Raw genomic sequence first — 14,685 nt, 5'->3', positions numbered from 1 at the left:
CGCGCCAGTGGAGCGAGCCAGCGGACCGCGCCAGTGGAGCGAGCCAGCCGAGGAAAGGGGCGCGTCAGCCCAGGAAGATGTCGGGGAAGAGCGCGGAGTCGGGCGTGCCGGGCACTGCCGCGTATGCCGAGAAGTCGGTCACCCCGGCCGCCTCGAGCACGTCTTCCACGATCAGGGTCTGGCCGGTGCGTGCCGACGCCGAGGTCGTCAGCACTTCATATGCGGCATCCGCGTAGATCTCCGGTGTGCGGCTGACCGCCATCATCCGGTCGCCGCCGAGGGCGAACTTCACCGCGGCGGTCGCGATCGTCGTGCGCGGCCAGAGCGTGTTGGCAGCGATGCCCGCGTCGGCGAACTCCGCGGCGAGGCCGAGCGTGACCATCGTCATGCCGAACTTCGCCAGCGTGTAGCCGGTGTGCGCCCCCAGCCACCGGGGCGTCGGATTCAGCGGCGGCGACAGCGACAGGATGTGGGGATTGCCCGATTCCCGCAGGATCGGGATCGCCGCCCGCGAGAGCAGGAACGTACCGCGCACGTTGACGTCCTGCATCAGGTCGTACTTCTTCGTCGCCAGGTCGAGCGAGCCCGACAGGTCGATGACGCTGGCGTTGTTGAGGACGACGTCGATGCCGCCGAACTCCCCCTGCGTCTTCAGCACGGCCTCGGTGATGTCGTCCTCGTTGCGCACGTCGCCGACGAGAGGCAGCGCTTGGCCTCCGGCCTCCCGGATCGCCGCGGCCGCCGTGTGCACCGTGCCCTCGAGCTTCGGATGCGGCGTATCGGTCTTGGCGAGCAACGCGATGTTCGCTCCGTCCCGTGCCGCGCGCAGGGCGATGGCGAGCCCGATGCCGCGGCTGCCGCCCGACATGAGGATGGTCCGGCCGGCCAGCGTGTTCTCGCTCATGAGGTTCCCTTCGCGCGGCCCTTGGCCGATGACGCCGCGAACGCCGCGACCCGGGCCTGCGCATCGGCGGTGTCCACGGCTGCGCCGATCGTCTCGGCCTCGTCGGCGAGGCTCTCCGCGAAGGTGCGGTACGCACCGGCGCGCACGAGGCGCTTGGCCTGCCCGAAGGCCGCGGTCGCACCGTCACGCCAGGACCGCGCGATCTCCTCCGCGCGGGTCGCCAGCGCATCGCCGGGAACGACCTCGGCGACGAGCCCCCAGTCCAGCGCCTCGGCCGCGGTCAGCATCCGGTCCTGCAGGAACAGCTGCAGCGCCCGGCGCTGTCCGATCGCAGCGGGAAGGAGGGTCGTGACCCCGAGATCGGGGGTGAGGCCGATGTTGGCGTACTTGCTGCCGAAGCGGGTCGGCTCCGCGGCGACGACATAGTCGGCGCTGAGCATGATGCCGAGCCCTCCTCCGGCCACCGTGCCCTGTACGGCCGCCACGACGGGAACGGGCGCCTCGACGAACGCGCGGATGCCGTCGTTGATGACCAGCGCCGTGGCCGTGAGGTCGGCGCCGGCGGCCCCGCTCGCGGCCATGGCGAGCACGTCGCCGCCGGCGCAGAACGCCGGGCCGGCGGCATCGAGGATCACCGCGCCGATCGACGGGTCGCCGGTGACCGTGACTGCGACGTCGCGCCACTGTTCGGCCATCTCGAAGTCGAAGGCGTTGAGCGACGCGGGGCGATTCAGCGTCACCCTGGCAAGGCCTCCGTCGATGGAGAGGAGAACGCTCTCGCTCACTTCGGCGCCATCCGGATGGCGCCGTCCAGGCGGATCGTCTCGCCGTTGAGGTAGCCGTTGTCGACGATGGAGAGCACGAGCTTCGCGTACTCATCCGCCGTTCCGAGCCGCGACGGGTAGGGCACCTGCTGGCCGAGCGAGTCCTGCGCCGCCTGCGGGAGACCACGCAGCATCGGGGTCTCCATGATGCCCGGCGCGATCGTCACCACCCGGATCGCGGAGCGGGCGAGCTCACGGGCGATCGGCAGGGTCATCGCGTGCACGCCGCCCTTGCTCGCCGAATACGCGGGCTGCCCGATCTGTCCGTCGAAGGCGGCGACGCTGGCGGTGTTGACGATCACGCCGCGATCGCCGCTGGCGGCATCCGGATCCGTCTGGGCGATCACGGCTGCGGCCTGGGCGATGACGTTGAAGGTCCCGACGAGGTTCACGCGGATGATCCGCTCGAAGTCGGCGAGCGGCGTGGGCGCACCCGCGCGGTCGAGGACCTTTCCGGGCGGCGCGATCCCGGCGCAGTTCACCACGACGCGCAGCGGCCCGGCCTCCGCGGCACGGGCGACCGCTGCCGCGACCTGCTCGGGATCGGTGACATCGGCGAGCGCGAACGAGCCACCGATCTCGGCGGCGCTCTGCTCCCCCGGCGATGACGGCAGGTCGATGATCGTGACGTGCGCCCCGGATGCGGCGAGCCGCCGTGCGGTCGCCTGGCCCAGCCCGCTGGCGCCTCCCGTGACGAGGGCGCTTGCTCCCGCGATGTCCATCCGCACTCCGTTCGACGTCGAACCAGAAATCGAGTGCCACCCTACCAGAAACCGAGTCTCATCCACGTCGACACTGAGTCCCGCAGCGTCCGGCGGAGGCAGGATAGACGGATGACACTGCGCATCGAAGAGGTCGCCGTCGATGACGCGCGGGCGGTCGCGCTGCGCGCGATGCTCGACGACGATCTGGGACACAGGTACGGCGCCCTCGTCGCCGGCGAGCCGCCCGGGGTGACGGCCGCACGGACGGCGGCCCTGCGCGTGCACCCCGACGAGGTTCTCGCGACGCTGCTGGCGCTCGGTGAGGAGGCTCGTCCTCTCGGCCAGGTCATGGTGCGCCGGCTGGGCGAGGATTGGGAACTCAAGCGGCTCATCGTCGCACCCACCGGCCGGCGGCGCGGGGTCGGGCGCGCGCTGACCTCGGAGGTCCTCGAGCGGGCGCGAGCATCCGGCGCCCCGCGCGTGATCCTGCAGACCGGCGCACCGCAGCCGGAATCCGTCGCGCTGTACACCTCGCTCGGCTTCACGCCGATCCCGGTCTACGAGCCCTATGTCGCGACCATGCCGCAGTCGTTGTGCTTCGAGCGGATGCTGTCGTGAGCGACGCCGCCCGCGAGGCGTGGCAGCGCTCCGCCGTGCCCGACGCCGGCGCGTCCGTCCCCTCGCGAGTACGCGACGTGGCGGGCGACGCCGTGCTCCAGCCGGTGTGGCGCAACGAGATCGGCGGCCTCACGTTTCGCGCCGTGGACGCCGACGGCTCGGAGCGGTACCTCAAGTACGGCCCCCGCAACCTGGAGACCTCGATGGCCGGAGAGGCCGAGCGTCTGAGCTGGGCGGCGGGGCGTACACCGGTTCCCGTCGTGCTCGTGCAGGGCGCCGACGCCACGCACGAGTGGCTCGTGACCCGTGCCCTCCCGGGCCGCTCCGCCGTCGATCCGCGGTGGCTCGCGGGTCCGGCGGTCGCCGTCCGCGCCATCGGCCGCGGCCTGCGCGCGTTCCACGACGCGCTCCCCGTCGAGGAGTGCCCCTTCGAGTGGAGCGTGCCGGCGCGCGTCGCCAACGCCGCCCGGCGGGGAGTCGACGTGCCGGCGGCGCTTCGGAACGCTCCGCCGATCGATCGGCTCGTCGTCTGCCACGGCGACGCGTGTTCCCCCAACACGCTCCTCGGCGACGACGGCGAGTGGATGGGGCATGTCGACCTCGGCGCGCTCGGCGTCGCCGACCGCTGGGCGGATCTGGCCGTCGCGGCGATGAGCGCCGGATGGAACTACGGCGCCCAGTGGGAAGGCGCGGTGTACGACGCCTACGGCATCGACCCCGATCCCGTGCGCGATGCCTTCTATCGCGCGCTCTGGAACGCCACCTGATCGCTGCCCGTCCGTTCGCTCGTCCGGTGGCGCGGGCGCCGAACCGCAGCGGCGCGGCACCCGCGCGAGGGCTCAGGAGATCGCTGCTCGCAAGCCCGCGGCCGCCGACGAGACATCCGGGGCGTTGTAGATGGCACCGCCGGCGACGGCGACCTGTGCACCGGAGTCGCGAACGGCGGCGATGGAGGACTGGCTGACCCCGCCCGCCACCGAGAACGGCACGCCCGAGGCCTCGCCGTCACGCAGCAGGCTCTCCAGCGAGTAGCCGTCCTTGGCCTGCTCGTCGAGGCCGGCGTGCATCTCGACGAACTGAGCGCCCAGCGCGACGACCTCCTTCGCCCGGCTCGGCTTGTCCTCGACACCGATCAGGTCGACGACGATGCCCTTTCCGTGCTTGTTCGCGGCCTTGACCGCACCGGCGATGGTGCTGTCGTCGGCACAGCCGAGCACCGTCACGAGGTCCGCGCCGGCGGCGAACGCGATGTCCGCCTCGAGCTCGCCGGCGTCCATGGTCTTCAGGTCGGCGAAGATCACCTTGTCGGGGTGCGCCGACTTCATCGCGGTGATGGCGGCGAGCCCTTCGCTCTTGATGAGGGGGGTGCCCAGCTCCAGGATGTCGACGCTCTCGCTGGCGGCGGATGCCAGCTCCAGGGCGATTTCGAGGCTGAGCGCGTCGATCGCGAATTGCAACTTCACGGGTGTTCCAATCTCTCTTGTTGCGGGGATGCCAGCGGAGGCTGGCGGAGGCTGCGTGCGCGCATCATTCGAGATTCGCGTGGCGCAGCCAGAGTTCGTCGGCGCTGGGGCCTTGTCGGCGCCACAGCCAGTGGAAGAGACCGTCGCCGAGGATCACGACGACCTGCTCGAAGAGACTGCCCGCGTACTGGTCCGACTCGACGGCGCTGCGGTCGAGCTTCTGCACGGCCGGAACGACCACACACACGTCGGCGATGTCGGCGAGCGGCGAGGTGGCGGCGGTCGTGATCGCGCCCACGCGCGCGCCGACGGAGGCCGCCTTCGCCGCGGTGCGCACGATCGACTCGGTCGTCCCCGAGCCGCTCGCAGTGAGAAGGAGGTCGTTCTCGCGGATCGCCGGCGCGGTCGTCTCCCCGACGACGTGCACCTGCAAGCCGAGGTGCATGAGGCGCATGGCGGTCATCTGCAGTGCGAGGCCCGAGCGGCCGGCGCCCGTGACGAACACGCGGTCCGACCGAGCGATCAGGCCGGCCAGGGCCTCCAGCCGCGTTCCGCTGGCGACGGCGGCGCGCTCCGCGGCTCGCAGGACCTCGTTCGCCACCAGCGAGGTGGCGGCGCCGATCGAGATGGTGGCGTGAGAGGTGTCGGTGGCAGGCATGAGCGCCAGCCTCTCGGCTCGACCGCAGGGCGACACCTCTTCACCGGAACGGTTGCGCCTACTCGAAATAATGAGTCCGGTTAGAGTGGGCGGGTGACATCGGAGAACGCCGCCGCGAGCACAGCAGTGCGCCGCCTGGCGGCCGACTACACGCGCGCGCTGGCCGAGCAACACGACCGCTCCGCGCTCACGCTCGAGTCGCTGCTGGCGACCCTGCGCTCGTCGAAGCTGGACGATCGCGCGGCCCGCGCGATGGCGATCGACGTCGCCGCCGGCGCGCTGGTGTCGCTGCGGGTCCAAAGCGACGAGCGCAGCTCCGAGCTGGAACCGGTCGTGGGCGCATTCGAGCGCCTGCGCACCGACCTGCGCCCACTCGTGCGCTACAGCGAGCTCGAGGTGCAGTTCGTCGAGCCGCCGGCCAATGGCCGCGCTCTGCCCGGCGACATCGCGCATGCCGCACGGTCGATCGTGCGGAGCACCGTCCTGGCGATCGTGAACCGCGGCGAGACGAGCCGCGTGCGCGTGCAATGGGACTGCGACGGTCTGCACCTCTTGATCGCCATCCGCGACGACGGCCCCGGCGAGCTCACCGCCTCCGACGACGACCTGCGCCCGGTCGCCGAGCAGGTGTCGGCACTCATGGGCCACGTGAGCGTGTCGTCGACGCCCGGCTGGGGCTCGCAGCTGGACATCCGGCTCCCGCTCGACCCCCCTCCGACAGTCGAGCGGCTCCCGGAGACGATCGTGGCGAGCCCCCGCGAGCGCGACGTGCTCCGCCTGGTGTGTGCGGGGCGGCGCAATCGAGACATCGCCGAGACGCTGAACATCAGCGAGAACACGGTGAAGTTCCACGTGTCGAGCCTGCTGCGCAAGTCGGGCGCGGGTTCTCGCGCCGAGCTCGCCGCCCTCGCGCGTTCCTGACCGTAGACGCGGGTGGGGTCGCCTACTCGAAAGTGTGGTCGTCATCGACGCCGCTCATCCGTCAGCACGGTCAACGCGGCTCCGGCCTCGATCCAGATCGAAGCGGGCGGACGTAGTAATTGCGCGACGGGGTCAGGAGGGCCCGAGGATGAAGTTCCATGCACCCGTGATAATCGCGGCGGCAACGGCGAGCGCCGAGATCAGCGCGCCGACGATCACGAGCGCGACGTCCCCCGCGCCCAGCCGGGACTGTCGCGCCCACGTCCGTCGCCCGGGCGCGCCGAATCCGCGCGCCTCCATCGCGGTGGCGAGCTTCGAGCCGCGCCGGATGGAGAGCACCAGCAGCGCGAAGGCCATCCCGAGGAAGCGGCGGATGCGGCCCCGATCCGCGACGCCGCGCGCGCGTCGCGCGAGCTCGAGCGCACGCCAGTCGTCCAGGAAGAGCCCGATCATCCGCAGCCCCGCCAGCGCCCCGAGGACGAACCGCGCGGGAAGACGCAGGATCTGCGCGAGGGCGTCGGCGAGGTCGGTCGGGTCGACCGTCACGAACAGCACGACCGAGGGCAGGGCGATCGCGAGCACCCGCAGCAGCGTCGCCACGGCGAGCTCTATCGATCCGTCGCTGATGCGCAGCAGCAGCCATTCGACATACACCCGACCGGATTCTTCGCCGTAGAGCGCGATCGTCACCGCGGTGAGGGGCGCGGCGATCCACACCGGCCACGTGCGCATCCAGAACTCGCGCCAGGTCAACCCCGCGAAGGGGAGAAGCAGACACTCCAGCACGAGCGCCACACCGGCGGATACGGCGTCGAGCGTGAGGATGAGGGGCAGCGCGATGAGCGCGCTGGCGGCGAGCTTCGACAGCGGATTGAGGCGCGCGACCCGTCCGGTGCGAGCGTGCGCGTCCAGGAGCGTCATAGCGGCGCACCCAGGACGAAGCGCTCGGCGCACAGGGCGGCGACGACGTCCTCGTCGTGCGTGATCGTCAGGAGAGCTACCCCGTCGTCGCGGACGTCGGCCAGGAGCGCGACGAGCTCTGCCCACGTCCGTGAGTCCTGCCCGAAGGTCGGTTCGTCCAGCACGAGGACGCGCGGGCGCGTCGCGAGCGCCGCCGCGACGGTGAGACGCCGCTTCTCGCCGCCCGAGAGCGTGTAGGGGTTGGCAGCGGCGAGCCGGTCCAGCCGCAGCCGCTCGAGCAGTTCGTCGATGCGCAGCGAATCGACCGCTCCCAGGGCGCGCGGACCGACCTCGAGCTCGTCGCGCACGGTGCGCGTGAGCAACTGGTGCTCGGGCTCCTGGAAGACCGTGCCGATCCGCGTCAGGAGCTCGCGCGAGGACCAGCGGATGGGCGACGGACCCGCAGGGCCCGCCAGCGGCCCGGTCGCGAGGAGGTCGCCGCCGGACGGCGGGAGGAGCCCGGCGAGAGTCAGCCCGAGGGTGGACTTGCCGGCGCCGTTCGGTCCGGTGATCGCCAGCGCCGCGCCCGCCCGCACCGACAGGTCGATGTCCGCGGCGACGGGTGCGTCGCGGACCCGCTCGACCGCGAGGCCTTCCGCCCGCAGGAGCACGGCGCCGGGGGCCGTCGCCGGAGCCGGCGGCCGCAGCGGGGGGATGCCGGGGACCCACACGCCGGCGGCGGCGAGCCGCTCGCCCTCGTCCGTCAGCACCCGCTCGGGCGGGCCGTCGGCGATCACCCCTCCCTCGCCCAGCACGATCACGCGATCGATGACCGGGAGCCACACCTCCACCCGGTGCTCGACGACGACGAGTGTCGCCGGATGGCGCTCGAGGCTTCGGAGCACGGCCGCGCGCACCTCGGCGACCCCGCCGGTGTCGAGGTTCGCGGTGGGTTCGTCCAGCAGCAGCAGGCCCGGTCGCATCGCGAGCGCCCCGGCCAGGGCCAGTCGCTGCTTCTGGCCGCCCGAGAGCGCCTTGGTCGGGCGCTCGCGGGGCACCTCGAGACCGACCGCGTCCAGGGCTTCGTCGACGCGACGCCAGATCTCGTCGCGCGGGACGCCGAGGTTCTCGCATCCGAAGGCCACGTCGTCGCCGACGCGCGCCAGGATCACCTGCGAGTCGGGGTCCTGCAGCACCAGACCGGCGCGCCCGCGCGCGGCGGCGGCGGGGGCGCCGTCGACCACCAGCTCACCGACGGACTCCCCCTCCTCCTCGCCGCCGAGCACTCCCGCCAGGCCGGCGAGGAACGTCGACTTGCCCGACCCGGATGCGCCGAGGAGGAGCACCCGCTCGCCGGGGGAGATGTCGAGCGACACGTCGCGCAGCGCCCAGGCCTGCCGCGAGGCATGACGCCACCCCCAGCCGCGCGAGGAGACGGCAGCCGGATGCACGCGTCAGACGCGCGCGCGCGCCGCTCGCCCGGAGGCGAAGCGGTCGAGCGCGCCGGTGGCGGCGAGCCCCCGGGCGAGCAGCCACGACAGCAGACCGGCGAGGACCGCGCCGGAGAGGGCGGTGCTGACCAGGTAGACGACGGTGAAGCCGGTGTCGGCGCCGGCGTACCAGAGGACCAGATTGTTGACACCCCCGGCCAGCGCCGCGCCCACTCCCGCGAGGACGGCGACCCCGACGTTCCAGCGCCGGTAGAAGAAGAGCAGGAAGACCAGCTCCGCACCGAGCCCCTGCACGAGTCCGGCCTCGAGCGTCAGGAAGCCGCCCCACTGATTCCCCACCAGGGCGGAGACGACGGCGGCCAGCGTCTCGGTGTAGACGGCGGCACCGGGCTTGCGGATGATCAGCGCGCCGAGCACGCCGGCGAACAGCCAGGGGCCGTCGAGGAGCCCCTGGACGCCGGGGAGCAGCGGCTCCAGAAGCGCCTTGGGGCCGAGGTAGCCGATGTTCCACAGCAGGAAGATCAGGCCGGCGGCGACGCCGAGAACGCTTGCGACGACGATATCGACCACGCGCCATCGAAGGCGGTGCGTCCCGGTCGAGACGGGGGCGGACGTGGACGTGGATGTGTGCATCATCTCTCCTCCCTGCGCTGGCATGACCCAGATCAGGTTCGACGGTCGAAGCGTGGATCGCTTCCTCTCAGCCCGGCTCACCGGACTCCCGTGGTTGTCGCGCCTGAGTATAGCGCTGCAGGGCGGTACCGTAGATCGGTGACCACCGACGCCCCGCCCCCGACCCGGCGCGTCGTTCGCGCGGAGTCGACCGGCTCGGTCGCGGTCACCGGCGAACCGCCACCAGCCGACACGGCGCCGGATGCCGACGGCACGCTCGTCGTGCAGCATCCGGCAGACGCCCCGGTGGAGCTGGCCGGGCCCGTCGCGCTGGCGTGGGTCGATGAGACGCGCATCTCGGTCCCCGCTGCGGACGTCTCGTCGGATCCCCGCGAACCCGACGCCGATCTCCTGGCCGGGGTGCGGCGCCGCTCCCCCTGGCGGGCAGGTGTCCTGGTCCCGAGCGGCCTGCTCCTCGGCGCGATCGCACTCTACGCCGCCCTGACCCTGCTGTGGCCGCTGCACGCGATCCCGCCCCGGATCGAGGCGGCGACGGTCCAGACGATCCCCGCACCCGCCGGCGCGCCCGCGTGGCCGGCGGAGGGAAGCGCCGCCGTCTCGGTGGCGGGGGTCACCGGCTCCCTCGCATCCTCCCCCGATGCCGTCCCCATCGCGAGCATCACGAAGCTCGTCACGGCGCTCCTCGTGCTCGACGCGCAGCCGCTGGAGGTCGGTCAGACAGGACCCGAGTATCGCTTCACCGCCGCCGACCGCGCGCGCTACTGGCAGTACCGCGCCGACGGCGAATCGTCGCTCGATGTCCCGGTGGGGGGCACGCTCACCGAGTACCAGCTCCTCGAAGGGATGCTCGTCGGATCGGCGAACAACTACGCCGACCGCCTCGTCGGCAACGTGTGGCCCTCCGATGCCGTCTACGCGCAGGCCGCACGGGCGTGGCTCTCGTCGCACAGCCTGCCGGGAATCTCCATCGTCGACCCCTCCGGGATCAGCCCGGGGAACACGGCCACGCCCGACGCTCTCCTCGCCCTCGCCGCCCGTGCCATGGCGAGCCCGGTGATCGCCGAGATCGTCGGCAAGCAGACGATCGACCTCCCCGGCGCCGGCACGGTGACGAACACCAACCCGCTCATGGTCGATCCGGGCGTCGTCGGCATCAAGACCGGCACCCTCGCGCGCTCGAACCTGCTCGCGGCCAAGGACGTCGCGATCGGCGACACCACGGTGCGCCTGTACGCGGCCACGCTCGACCAGCCCAACAGCGAGACGCGTGACGCCGCGACGCGGGCGCTGTTCGCTCAGCTCGAAAGCGAGCTGCAGCTTCGCCCGTCCGTGACCGCCGGCACCGTCGCGGGGCAGGTCGTCACGCGCTGGGGTGAGAGCGTCGAGGTCGTGACGACGGCGGATGCCTCGGTCATCCTGTGGAACGGCGGAACGGCGACGCCCGCATCCGAGTTCGATCTCGGCGACCGCACGGCGGAGGGCGACATCGTCGGCACTCTCGCCGTCACCGGGCCACTCGACAGCACATCCGTCGACCTCGAGCTGGCCGACGACCTCGAGGGCCCGAGCCCGTGGTGGCGCCTGACCCACCCGCTCGACGTGCTCGGCCTCAACGGCTGACCGTCCGCTGCGCGGCGGCCCTTCGTCTCGTCGCTTCGCTCCTCGCTCAGGGTCCGGAGTCGCTCCCACCGGACGGTGAGAGAGCACAGCGAGACGAAGCGTGAACGCGCTGCTACACGTGGCGGACGCGCTGCTGCAAGCGCGTGCGCACATCGAACAGCTCCGTTCCGCCGATCTCGCGCGCCCCGGCGACGCCCTGCCGCAGGACGGTGCCCAGGGCGCTGCGTGAGACCACGGCCACCGGGGTGCCGCGCACCTTGCCGAGCTGCGTGATGGCGTCGAGGATGTCGCCGTCGGGGAGCACGACGAGCGCACCGCTGAACCGCACGCCCGCCGCGCGGGCGAGCAGCCGCATCCGGTTCACCAGCTGGGTCACCGGGGCACCCTCGACGTGCGGGCCGACGATCTCGCCCCGGCGGAACCCGACGGGGCCGCCGAAGTCCTCGGACAGGACCGCATACAGCCCGCTCGGACCGAGGACGACGTGGTCGATCTTCTCGTCGGCGTCGGCGTCCCGGGAGGCGTCGACATCGTGCCACACCGTGTACCCCATGCCGAGATCGGCGACCACGCGCGCCGTGGCCTCCTCGGCGAGCGCATCGGCCAGCAGCCGCCGCAGCTCGTGCGGGGCGCGGCGCACGAGGGCGGGATCGTACGGGTCGGGAAGGTCGACGCCGCGCCCTGCCCACTCGCGCACGAGGGTCAGGTACCGCTCCCGACGCCACCCGCCGGGCTGCCCGTAGGTGCGGGCGCGCGGCCGGGTGTCGGCACGCGGAGACGCCGCGCGCGGACCCGCCCACTCGGGTGCGGATGCGCCGCGGCCGCGGTCGTACGACGCGCGGGCCTCCGGCGTGCCCACCAGCTCCCACGCTTGCTGCACCTGCACGAACACCGCGGCGTCACCGCCGGTGTCGGGGTGGGCTTGGCGGAGGCGGAGGCGGTACGCGCGGCGGAGGACCTCGTCATCCGCGTCGGCGGCGACTCCCAGCACCTCGTACGCCGACGCGGACACCGGGCTATCGAACACGGATTCAGGGTAATCGGTGCGCAGGGCGCGGCGGCGGCGCGTTCGCTCTGGGCGGTGCGGATGCCGCGTCGCCAATTGGCCGCGCGTCGCCGCGACTGCCCGCCAGTTGTCGGGGCGGGGGAAGGCCTCATCCGATCTTGAATGATCCCGTCGACAGCTCCGTCGGCTACCGAGGTTCCAAGGGGGAACAACGATGTTTCACAGCACCCGCAGGGCGGTCACCATCGCCGTCAGCGCTGCCGCACTCGCCGTGGTCGTCGCCGGTTGTTCGGCGCCCGCCCGCGATCAGCCCGCCGCCACGAGCGGCGGCGAGGCCAAAGAGGTCGAGACGCTGACCTTCGTCAACCCGCTGCCTGCCGCCCCCGTGTGGCAGGAGATCTCGAAGTGCATTCAGGAAGAAGCCGAGGCCAACGGCATCGAGTTCACCGAGGCGGGACCGCCGGCGTCGTCGCCGGGCGACCCGACAGTCATGATCCAGCTCGTGCAGGACGCCGTCGCCGCCGGCACCGACGCGATCATCACCTTCCCCGCATCCGACGCCTTCGGCCCGGTGCTGCAGCAGGCACAGGAGGCCGGCGTGCTCACCGCGACCCTCTACGGCGACGGCAAGCCCGAGAGCGGCGCGACCGTGAACGCCGGCGCGGACTGGTCGCTCATCGGCGAGCAGTACGTCGAGGCGATCTCCGCGGTGCCGGGCGACCACGTGGTCGGGCTCGTCGCCGAGGCCCCGACCGGCGTCGGCAAGTCGTGGATCGACGGCGTGACCGCTGCCGCCGAGAAGACCGACAACGTCACCATCAGCGACACCGTCTACGTCGGCGCCGACGCATCGCAGGCGCTGCCGCAGGTCACGGCGCTTCTCACGGCCAATCCCGACATCGACATCGTGGCGTCCAACACCGGCATCATGACCGCCGGCGGCGTGGCCGCGATCGAGTCGCTCGGACTGCAGGACAAGGTGAAGCTCGTCGCCATCAACAACGCCAACGGCGGCCCGGAGGCCATCCGCGACGGCGCCGCGATCGGGCTGTTCCTGCAGGACACGTGCGACCTGGGAGCACGCACCGTGGGCGGTCTGGTCGAAGCGGCCACGGGTGCGGATGTCCCGCTCATTCCCGTGAAGGCCGTCATCGCCACGCAGGACGACCTCGACGAGTACCTCGACAAGGGATGGGGCTGATGGCGGAGCCCGTCCTCGAGGTCTCCGGCCTGACCAAGTCGTTCGGCTCCGTCGTGGCCCTGTCGGACGTGTCGTTCGCGGCGTACGCCGGGGAGGTCCACGCGATCGTCGGCGACAACGGGGCGGGCAAGTCCACGGCGGTGAAGATCATCACGGGCATCCACACTCTCGACGGCGGTGAGATCCGACTCCAGGGCGAGCCGGTCTCCCGCCCCGGGGCGGGCGGTCTCGGCGACCAGGGCATCGCGGTGGTGTACCAGGATCTCGCGCTCGTGGAGTGTCTCGACATCGCCACCAACCTCTCGCTCGGCCAGCTCCCGCGGCGCTTCGGCGTCCTCGATCGCAAGCGGATGCGGCGGGACGCGTCGGAGGTGCTGCGCAGCCTCAAGGTGCGGGTCACCGACGTGACCACGCCGGTGGGACTGCTCTCGGGAGGCCAGCGGCAGATCATCGCGATCGCGCGCGCGGTGCGCCAGAAGCGCCCGCTGGTGCTGCTGGATGAGCCGACCGCGGCCCTGGGTGTGCAGGAGACCGCCCACGTCGGCGAGATCATCGACGAGCTGAAGAGGAGCGGCGAGGCGATCGTGTGCATCAGCCACGACCTCGACTTCGTGTTCCGTCACGCCGACCGCATCACGGTGCTGCGGCTCGGACGAACCGTCGGTACCCGTCTGGTCAGTGAGACCTCGCGCTCCGAGGTCGTCGGGATGATCACCGGCGCGATCGGTCGCGCCGACATCGAGGAGGCCGCATGAGCGCCGTCGAGACCGCCCCGCGCGCCTCCGCGCGCTCGGAGGGCGACGCCGAGCGCCGCTCCTGGGTGCGCGGGGCGCTGGCCCGGCAGGAGGTGACGCTGCTGCTGGTCATCCTTCTCATCGGCACGCTCGCCTCGATCGGTTCGCCCCAGTTCCTGACGGGCAGCAACATCCTGCAGATCCTCGAGGGCAGCGTCATCTACTTCGTGATCGCCTGCGGCAGCGCGCTCCTGGTGATCGGCGGCGGGCTGGACTTCTCCGTCGGCACCGTCTTCACGCTGGGCGGCCTGCTGACGGCGATGCTCCTCACGGCCGGCGTGAACCCGATCATCGCGATCGTGCTGGGGCTTGCCGGGTGCGCTGTGGTGGGCCTGTTCAACTACGTCGTCATCACCTACTGGCACGTGCCGCCCATCATCGCGACACTGGGGACGTTCTTCATGCTGGTCGGGCTCACCACCCAGATCACGCGGGGCCTGGACGTCCTGCCGCTGCCCTACGAGTTCGAGCTGCTGGCGCAGTCCAAGCTCGCGGGGATCCCGATGACGATCGTCTGCGCCGTGATCATCGGCGTGGCGACCTGGTTCGTGCTGGAGCACACCGCCTTCGGCGTGAACATCCGCGCCCTCGGCGGCAACCGGGGGGCGGCGATCGGCAACGGCCTCCCCGTCAAACGGCTCGATCTGTCGATCTACATGATCGCGGCGCTCACGGCCGGGTTCGCGGGCATCCTGTACGCCTCCCGCGTGGGCTCGGGCCAGGTCGCCGCAGGCGGCGCCACGTCGACGCTCACGGTCATCACCGCCGTGCTCATCGGCGGCGTGAGCCTCGCCGGCGGTCTCGGAAGCATCCAGGGCGTGGCGATCGGCGCGGTGCTGCTGTCGCTGATCAACAACGCCCTCGTGCTCACGCACGTCCCGCCGGCGAACACGAGCCTCATCACCGGCGCGATCCTGATCGCGGCTGTCGCGTTCGACTACCTGCGACGCCAGCGTCTCTATCGCCGGCGCTGACGACGAAGACCCTG

Annotated in this window: 16 protein-coding genes and 1 riboswitch; of the genes, 7 read left to right on the top strand and 9 right to left on the bottom strand. The window is 71.9% G+C overall.

The features are described 5' to 3' along the window. Positions 1-64 precede the first annotated feature (64 nt). Genes ACTU3I_RS03595 through ACTU3I_RS03585 form a run of 3 tightly spaced genes read right to left on the bottom strand, consistent with a single transcriptional unit; the run spans position 65 to position 2,450 of the window. Positions 65-904 carry an SDR family oxidoreductase gene (locus ACTU3I_RS03595; RefSeq protein ID WP_442924252.1) on the bottom strand — a complete coding sequence of 280 codons (840 nt, stop codon included), beginning with the start codon at positions 902-904 and terminating at the stop codon, positions 65-67. Further along, complete coding sequence (locus ACTU3I_RS03590) at positions 901-1,689, bottom strand: enoyl-CoA hydratase/isomerase family protein (protein WP_442924251.1); 789 nt, start codon at positions 1,687-1,689, stop codon at positions 901-903. The genes ACTU3I_RS03595 and ACTU3I_RS03590 overlap by 4 nt, the downstream gene beginning before the upstream one ends. Continuing rightward, positions 1,686-2,450: an SDR family NAD(P)-dependent oxidoreductase gene (locus ACTU3I_RS03585; protein WP_442924250.1), complete on the bottom strand. Its 765-nt coding sequence runs from the start codon at positions 2,448-2,450 to the stop codon at positions 1,686-1,688. Before ACTU3I_RS03585 ends, ACTU3I_RS03590 begins: the two co-directional genes overlap by 4 nt. 111 nt (positions 2,451-2,561) lie before the next feature. Here ACTU3I_RS03585 and ACTU3I_RS03580 point away from each other — a divergent pair, with 111 nt between their 5' ends. Continuing rightward, the gene (locus ACTU3I_RS03580) at positions 2,562-3,050 is read left to right on the top strand and encodes a GNAT family N-acetyltransferase (RefSeq protein WP_442924249.1); all 489 of its coding nucleotides are present in this window, start codon (positions 2,562-2,564) and stop codon (positions 3,048-3,050) included. Continuing rightward, on the top strand, positions 3,047-3,817 hold the full coding sequence (locus ACTU3I_RS03575; RefSeq protein ID WP_442924248.1) for a phosphotransferase: 771 nt from the start codon (positions 3,047-3,049) through the stop codon (positions 3,815-3,817). The genes ACTU3I_RS03580 and ACTU3I_RS03575 overlap by 4 nt, the downstream gene beginning before the upstream one ends. A gap of 72 nt (positions 3,818-3,889) precedes the next feature. Here ACTU3I_RS03575 and hxlA read toward each other — a convergent pair whose 3' ends face one another. Both hxlA and hxlB read right to left on the bottom strand, forming a co-directional pair. Next, positions 3,890-4,513 carry a 3-hexulose-6-phosphate synthase gene (gene hxlA, locus ACTU3I_RS03570; protein ID WP_442924247.1) on the bottom strand — a complete coding sequence of 208 codons (624 nt, stop codon included), beginning with the start codon at positions 4,511-4,513 and terminating at the stop codon, positions 3,890-3,892. A 64-nt stretch (positions 4,514-4,577) separates the two neighbouring features. Then, complete coding sequence (gene hxlB / locus ACTU3I_RS03565; protein ID WP_442924246.1) at positions 4,578-5,171, bottom strand: 6-phospho-3-hexuloisomerase; 594 nt, start codon at positions 5,169-5,171, stop codon at positions 4,578-4,580. A gap of 93 nt (positions 5,172-5,264) precedes the next feature. Here hxlB and ACTU3I_RS03560 point away from each other — a divergent pair, with 93 nt between their 5' ends. Next, entirely contained in the window at positions 5,265-6,092 is an 828-nt protein-coding gene (locus ACTU3I_RS03560) for a LuxR C-terminal-related transcriptional regulator (protein WP_442924245.1), read from the top strand. A 132-nt stretch (positions 6,093-6,224) separates the two neighbouring features. Here the strand turns inward: ACTU3I_RS03560 and ACTU3I_RS03555 are convergent, their stop codons facing one another. The 3 genes from ACTU3I_RS03555 to ACTU3I_RS03545 form a co-directional block, all read right to left on the bottom strand. Then, the gene (locus ACTU3I_RS03555; protein ID WP_442924244.1) at positions 6,225-7,013 is read right to left on the bottom strand and encodes an energy-coupling factor transporter transmembrane component T family protein; all 789 of its coding nucleotides are present in this window, start codon (positions 7,011-7,013) and stop codon (positions 6,225-6,227) included. Then, positions 7,010-8,377, bottom strand: coding sequence for an ABC transporter ATP-binding protein (locus ACTU3I_RS03550; protein WP_442925303.1), 1,368 nt, complete (start codon positions 8,375-8,377; stop codon positions 7,010-7,012). Before ACTU3I_RS03550 ends, ACTU3I_RS03555 begins: the two co-directional genes overlap by 4 nt. Before the next feature lie 69 nt (positions 8,378-8,446). After that, the gene (locus ACTU3I_RS03545) at positions 8,447-9,076 is read right to left on the bottom strand and encodes an ECF transporter S component (RefSeq protein ID WP_442925302.1); all 630 of its coding nucleotides are present in this window, start codon (positions 9,074-9,076) and stop codon (positions 8,447-8,449) included. Beyond that, a riboswitch (TPP riboswitch) is annotated at positions 9,069-9,178 on the bottom strand. It overlaps the preceding gene by 8 nt. 36 nt (positions 9,179-9,214) lie before the next feature. Between ACTU3I_RS03545 and ACTU3I_RS03540 the strand changes: the two genes are divergently transcribed. Further along, positions 9,215-10,696, top strand: a complete 1,482-nt coding sequence (locus ACTU3I_RS03540; protein WP_442924243.1) for a D-alanyl-D-alanine carboxypeptidase family protein — start codon at positions 9,215-9,217, stop codon at positions 10,694-10,696. Between the two features lie 112 nt (positions 10,697-10,808). Here ACTU3I_RS03540 and ACTU3I_RS03535 read toward each other — a convergent pair whose 3' ends face one another. Continuing rightward, positions 10,809-11,723, bottom strand: coding sequence for a DnaJ domain-containing protein (locus ACTU3I_RS03535; protein ID WP_442924242.1), 915 nt, complete (start codon positions 11,721-11,723; stop codon positions 10,809-10,811). Positions 11,724-11,916: 193 nt separating this feature from the next. Between ACTU3I_RS03535 and ACTU3I_RS03530 the strand changes: the two genes are divergently transcribed. Genes ACTU3I_RS03530 through ACTU3I_RS03520 form a run of 3 tightly spaced genes read left to right on the top strand, consistent with a single transcriptional unit; the run spans position 11,917 to position 14,671 of the window. Further along, positions 11,917-12,903, top strand: coding sequence for a sugar ABC transporter substrate-binding protein (locus tag ACTU3I_RS03530; protein WP_442924241.1), 987 nt, complete (start codon positions 11,917-11,919; stop codon positions 12,901-12,903). Next, the gene (locus tag ACTU3I_RS03525) at positions 12,903-13,658 is read left to right on the top strand and encodes an ATP-binding cassette domain-containing protein (RefSeq protein WP_442924240.1); all 756 of its coding nucleotides are present in this window, start codon (positions 12,903-12,905) and stop codon (positions 13,656-13,658) included. Before ACTU3I_RS03530 ends, ACTU3I_RS03525 begins: the two co-directional genes overlap by 1 nt. Continuing rightward, a complete protein-coding gene (locus ACTU3I_RS03520; RefSeq protein ID WP_442924239.1) occupies positions 13,655-14,671 on the top strand; it encodes an ABC transporter permease in 1,017 nt (338 codons plus the stop codon). Before ACTU3I_RS03525 ends, ACTU3I_RS03520 begins: the two co-directional genes overlap by 4 nt. The last annotated feature ends 14 nt before the right edge of the window (positions 14,672-14,685 follow it).

It is taken from the genome of Microbacterium sp. RD1 (genome assembly GCF_052220165.1).
Classification (GTDB): domain Bacteria; phylum Actinomycetota; class Actinomycetes; order Actinomycetales; family Microbacteriaceae; genus Microbacterium.
This window is presented reverse-complemented; position numbering and strand designations above follow the sequence as displayed.

Bases quoted from the DNA above. Each gene is read 5' to 3' on its own strand.
- ACTU3I_RS03545 (WP_442925302.1), bottom strand. From the start codon at position 9,076: ATGCACACATCCACGTCCACGTCCGCCCCCGTCTCGACCGGGACGCAC.
- ACTU3I_RS03595 (WP_442924252.1), bottom strand. From the start codon at position 904: ATGAGCGAGAACACGCTGGCCGGCCGGACCATCCTCATGTCGGGCGGC.
- ACTU3I_RS03525 (WP_442924240.1), top strand. From the start codon at position 12,903: ATGGCGGAGCCCGTCCTCGAGGTCTCCGGCCTGACCAAGTCGTTCGGC.
- ACTU3I_RS03580 (WP_442924249.1), top strand. From the start codon at position 2,562: ATGACACTGCGCATCGAAGAGGTCGCCGTCGATGACGCGCGGGCGGTC.
- hxlB (WP_442924246.1), bottom strand. From the start codon at position 5,171: ATGCCTGCCACCGACACCTCTCACGCCACCATCTCGATCGGCGCCGCC.
- ACTU3I_RS03530 (WP_442924241.1), top strand. From the start codon at position 11,917: ATGTTTCACAGCACCCGCAGGGCGGTCACCATCGCCGTCAGCGCTGCC.
- ACTU3I_RS03555 (WP_442924244.1), bottom strand. From the start codon at position 7,013: ATGACGCTCCTGGACGCGCACGCTCGCACCGGACGGGTCGCGCGCCTC.
- ACTU3I_RS03585 (WP_442924250.1), bottom strand. From the start codon at position 2,450: ATGGACATCGCGGGAGCAAGCGCCCTCGTCACGGGAGGCGCCAGCGGG.
- ACTU3I_RS03520 (WP_442924239.1), top strand. From the start codon at position 13,655: ATGAGCGCCGTCGAGACCGCCCCGCGCGCCTCCGCGCGCTCGGAGGGC.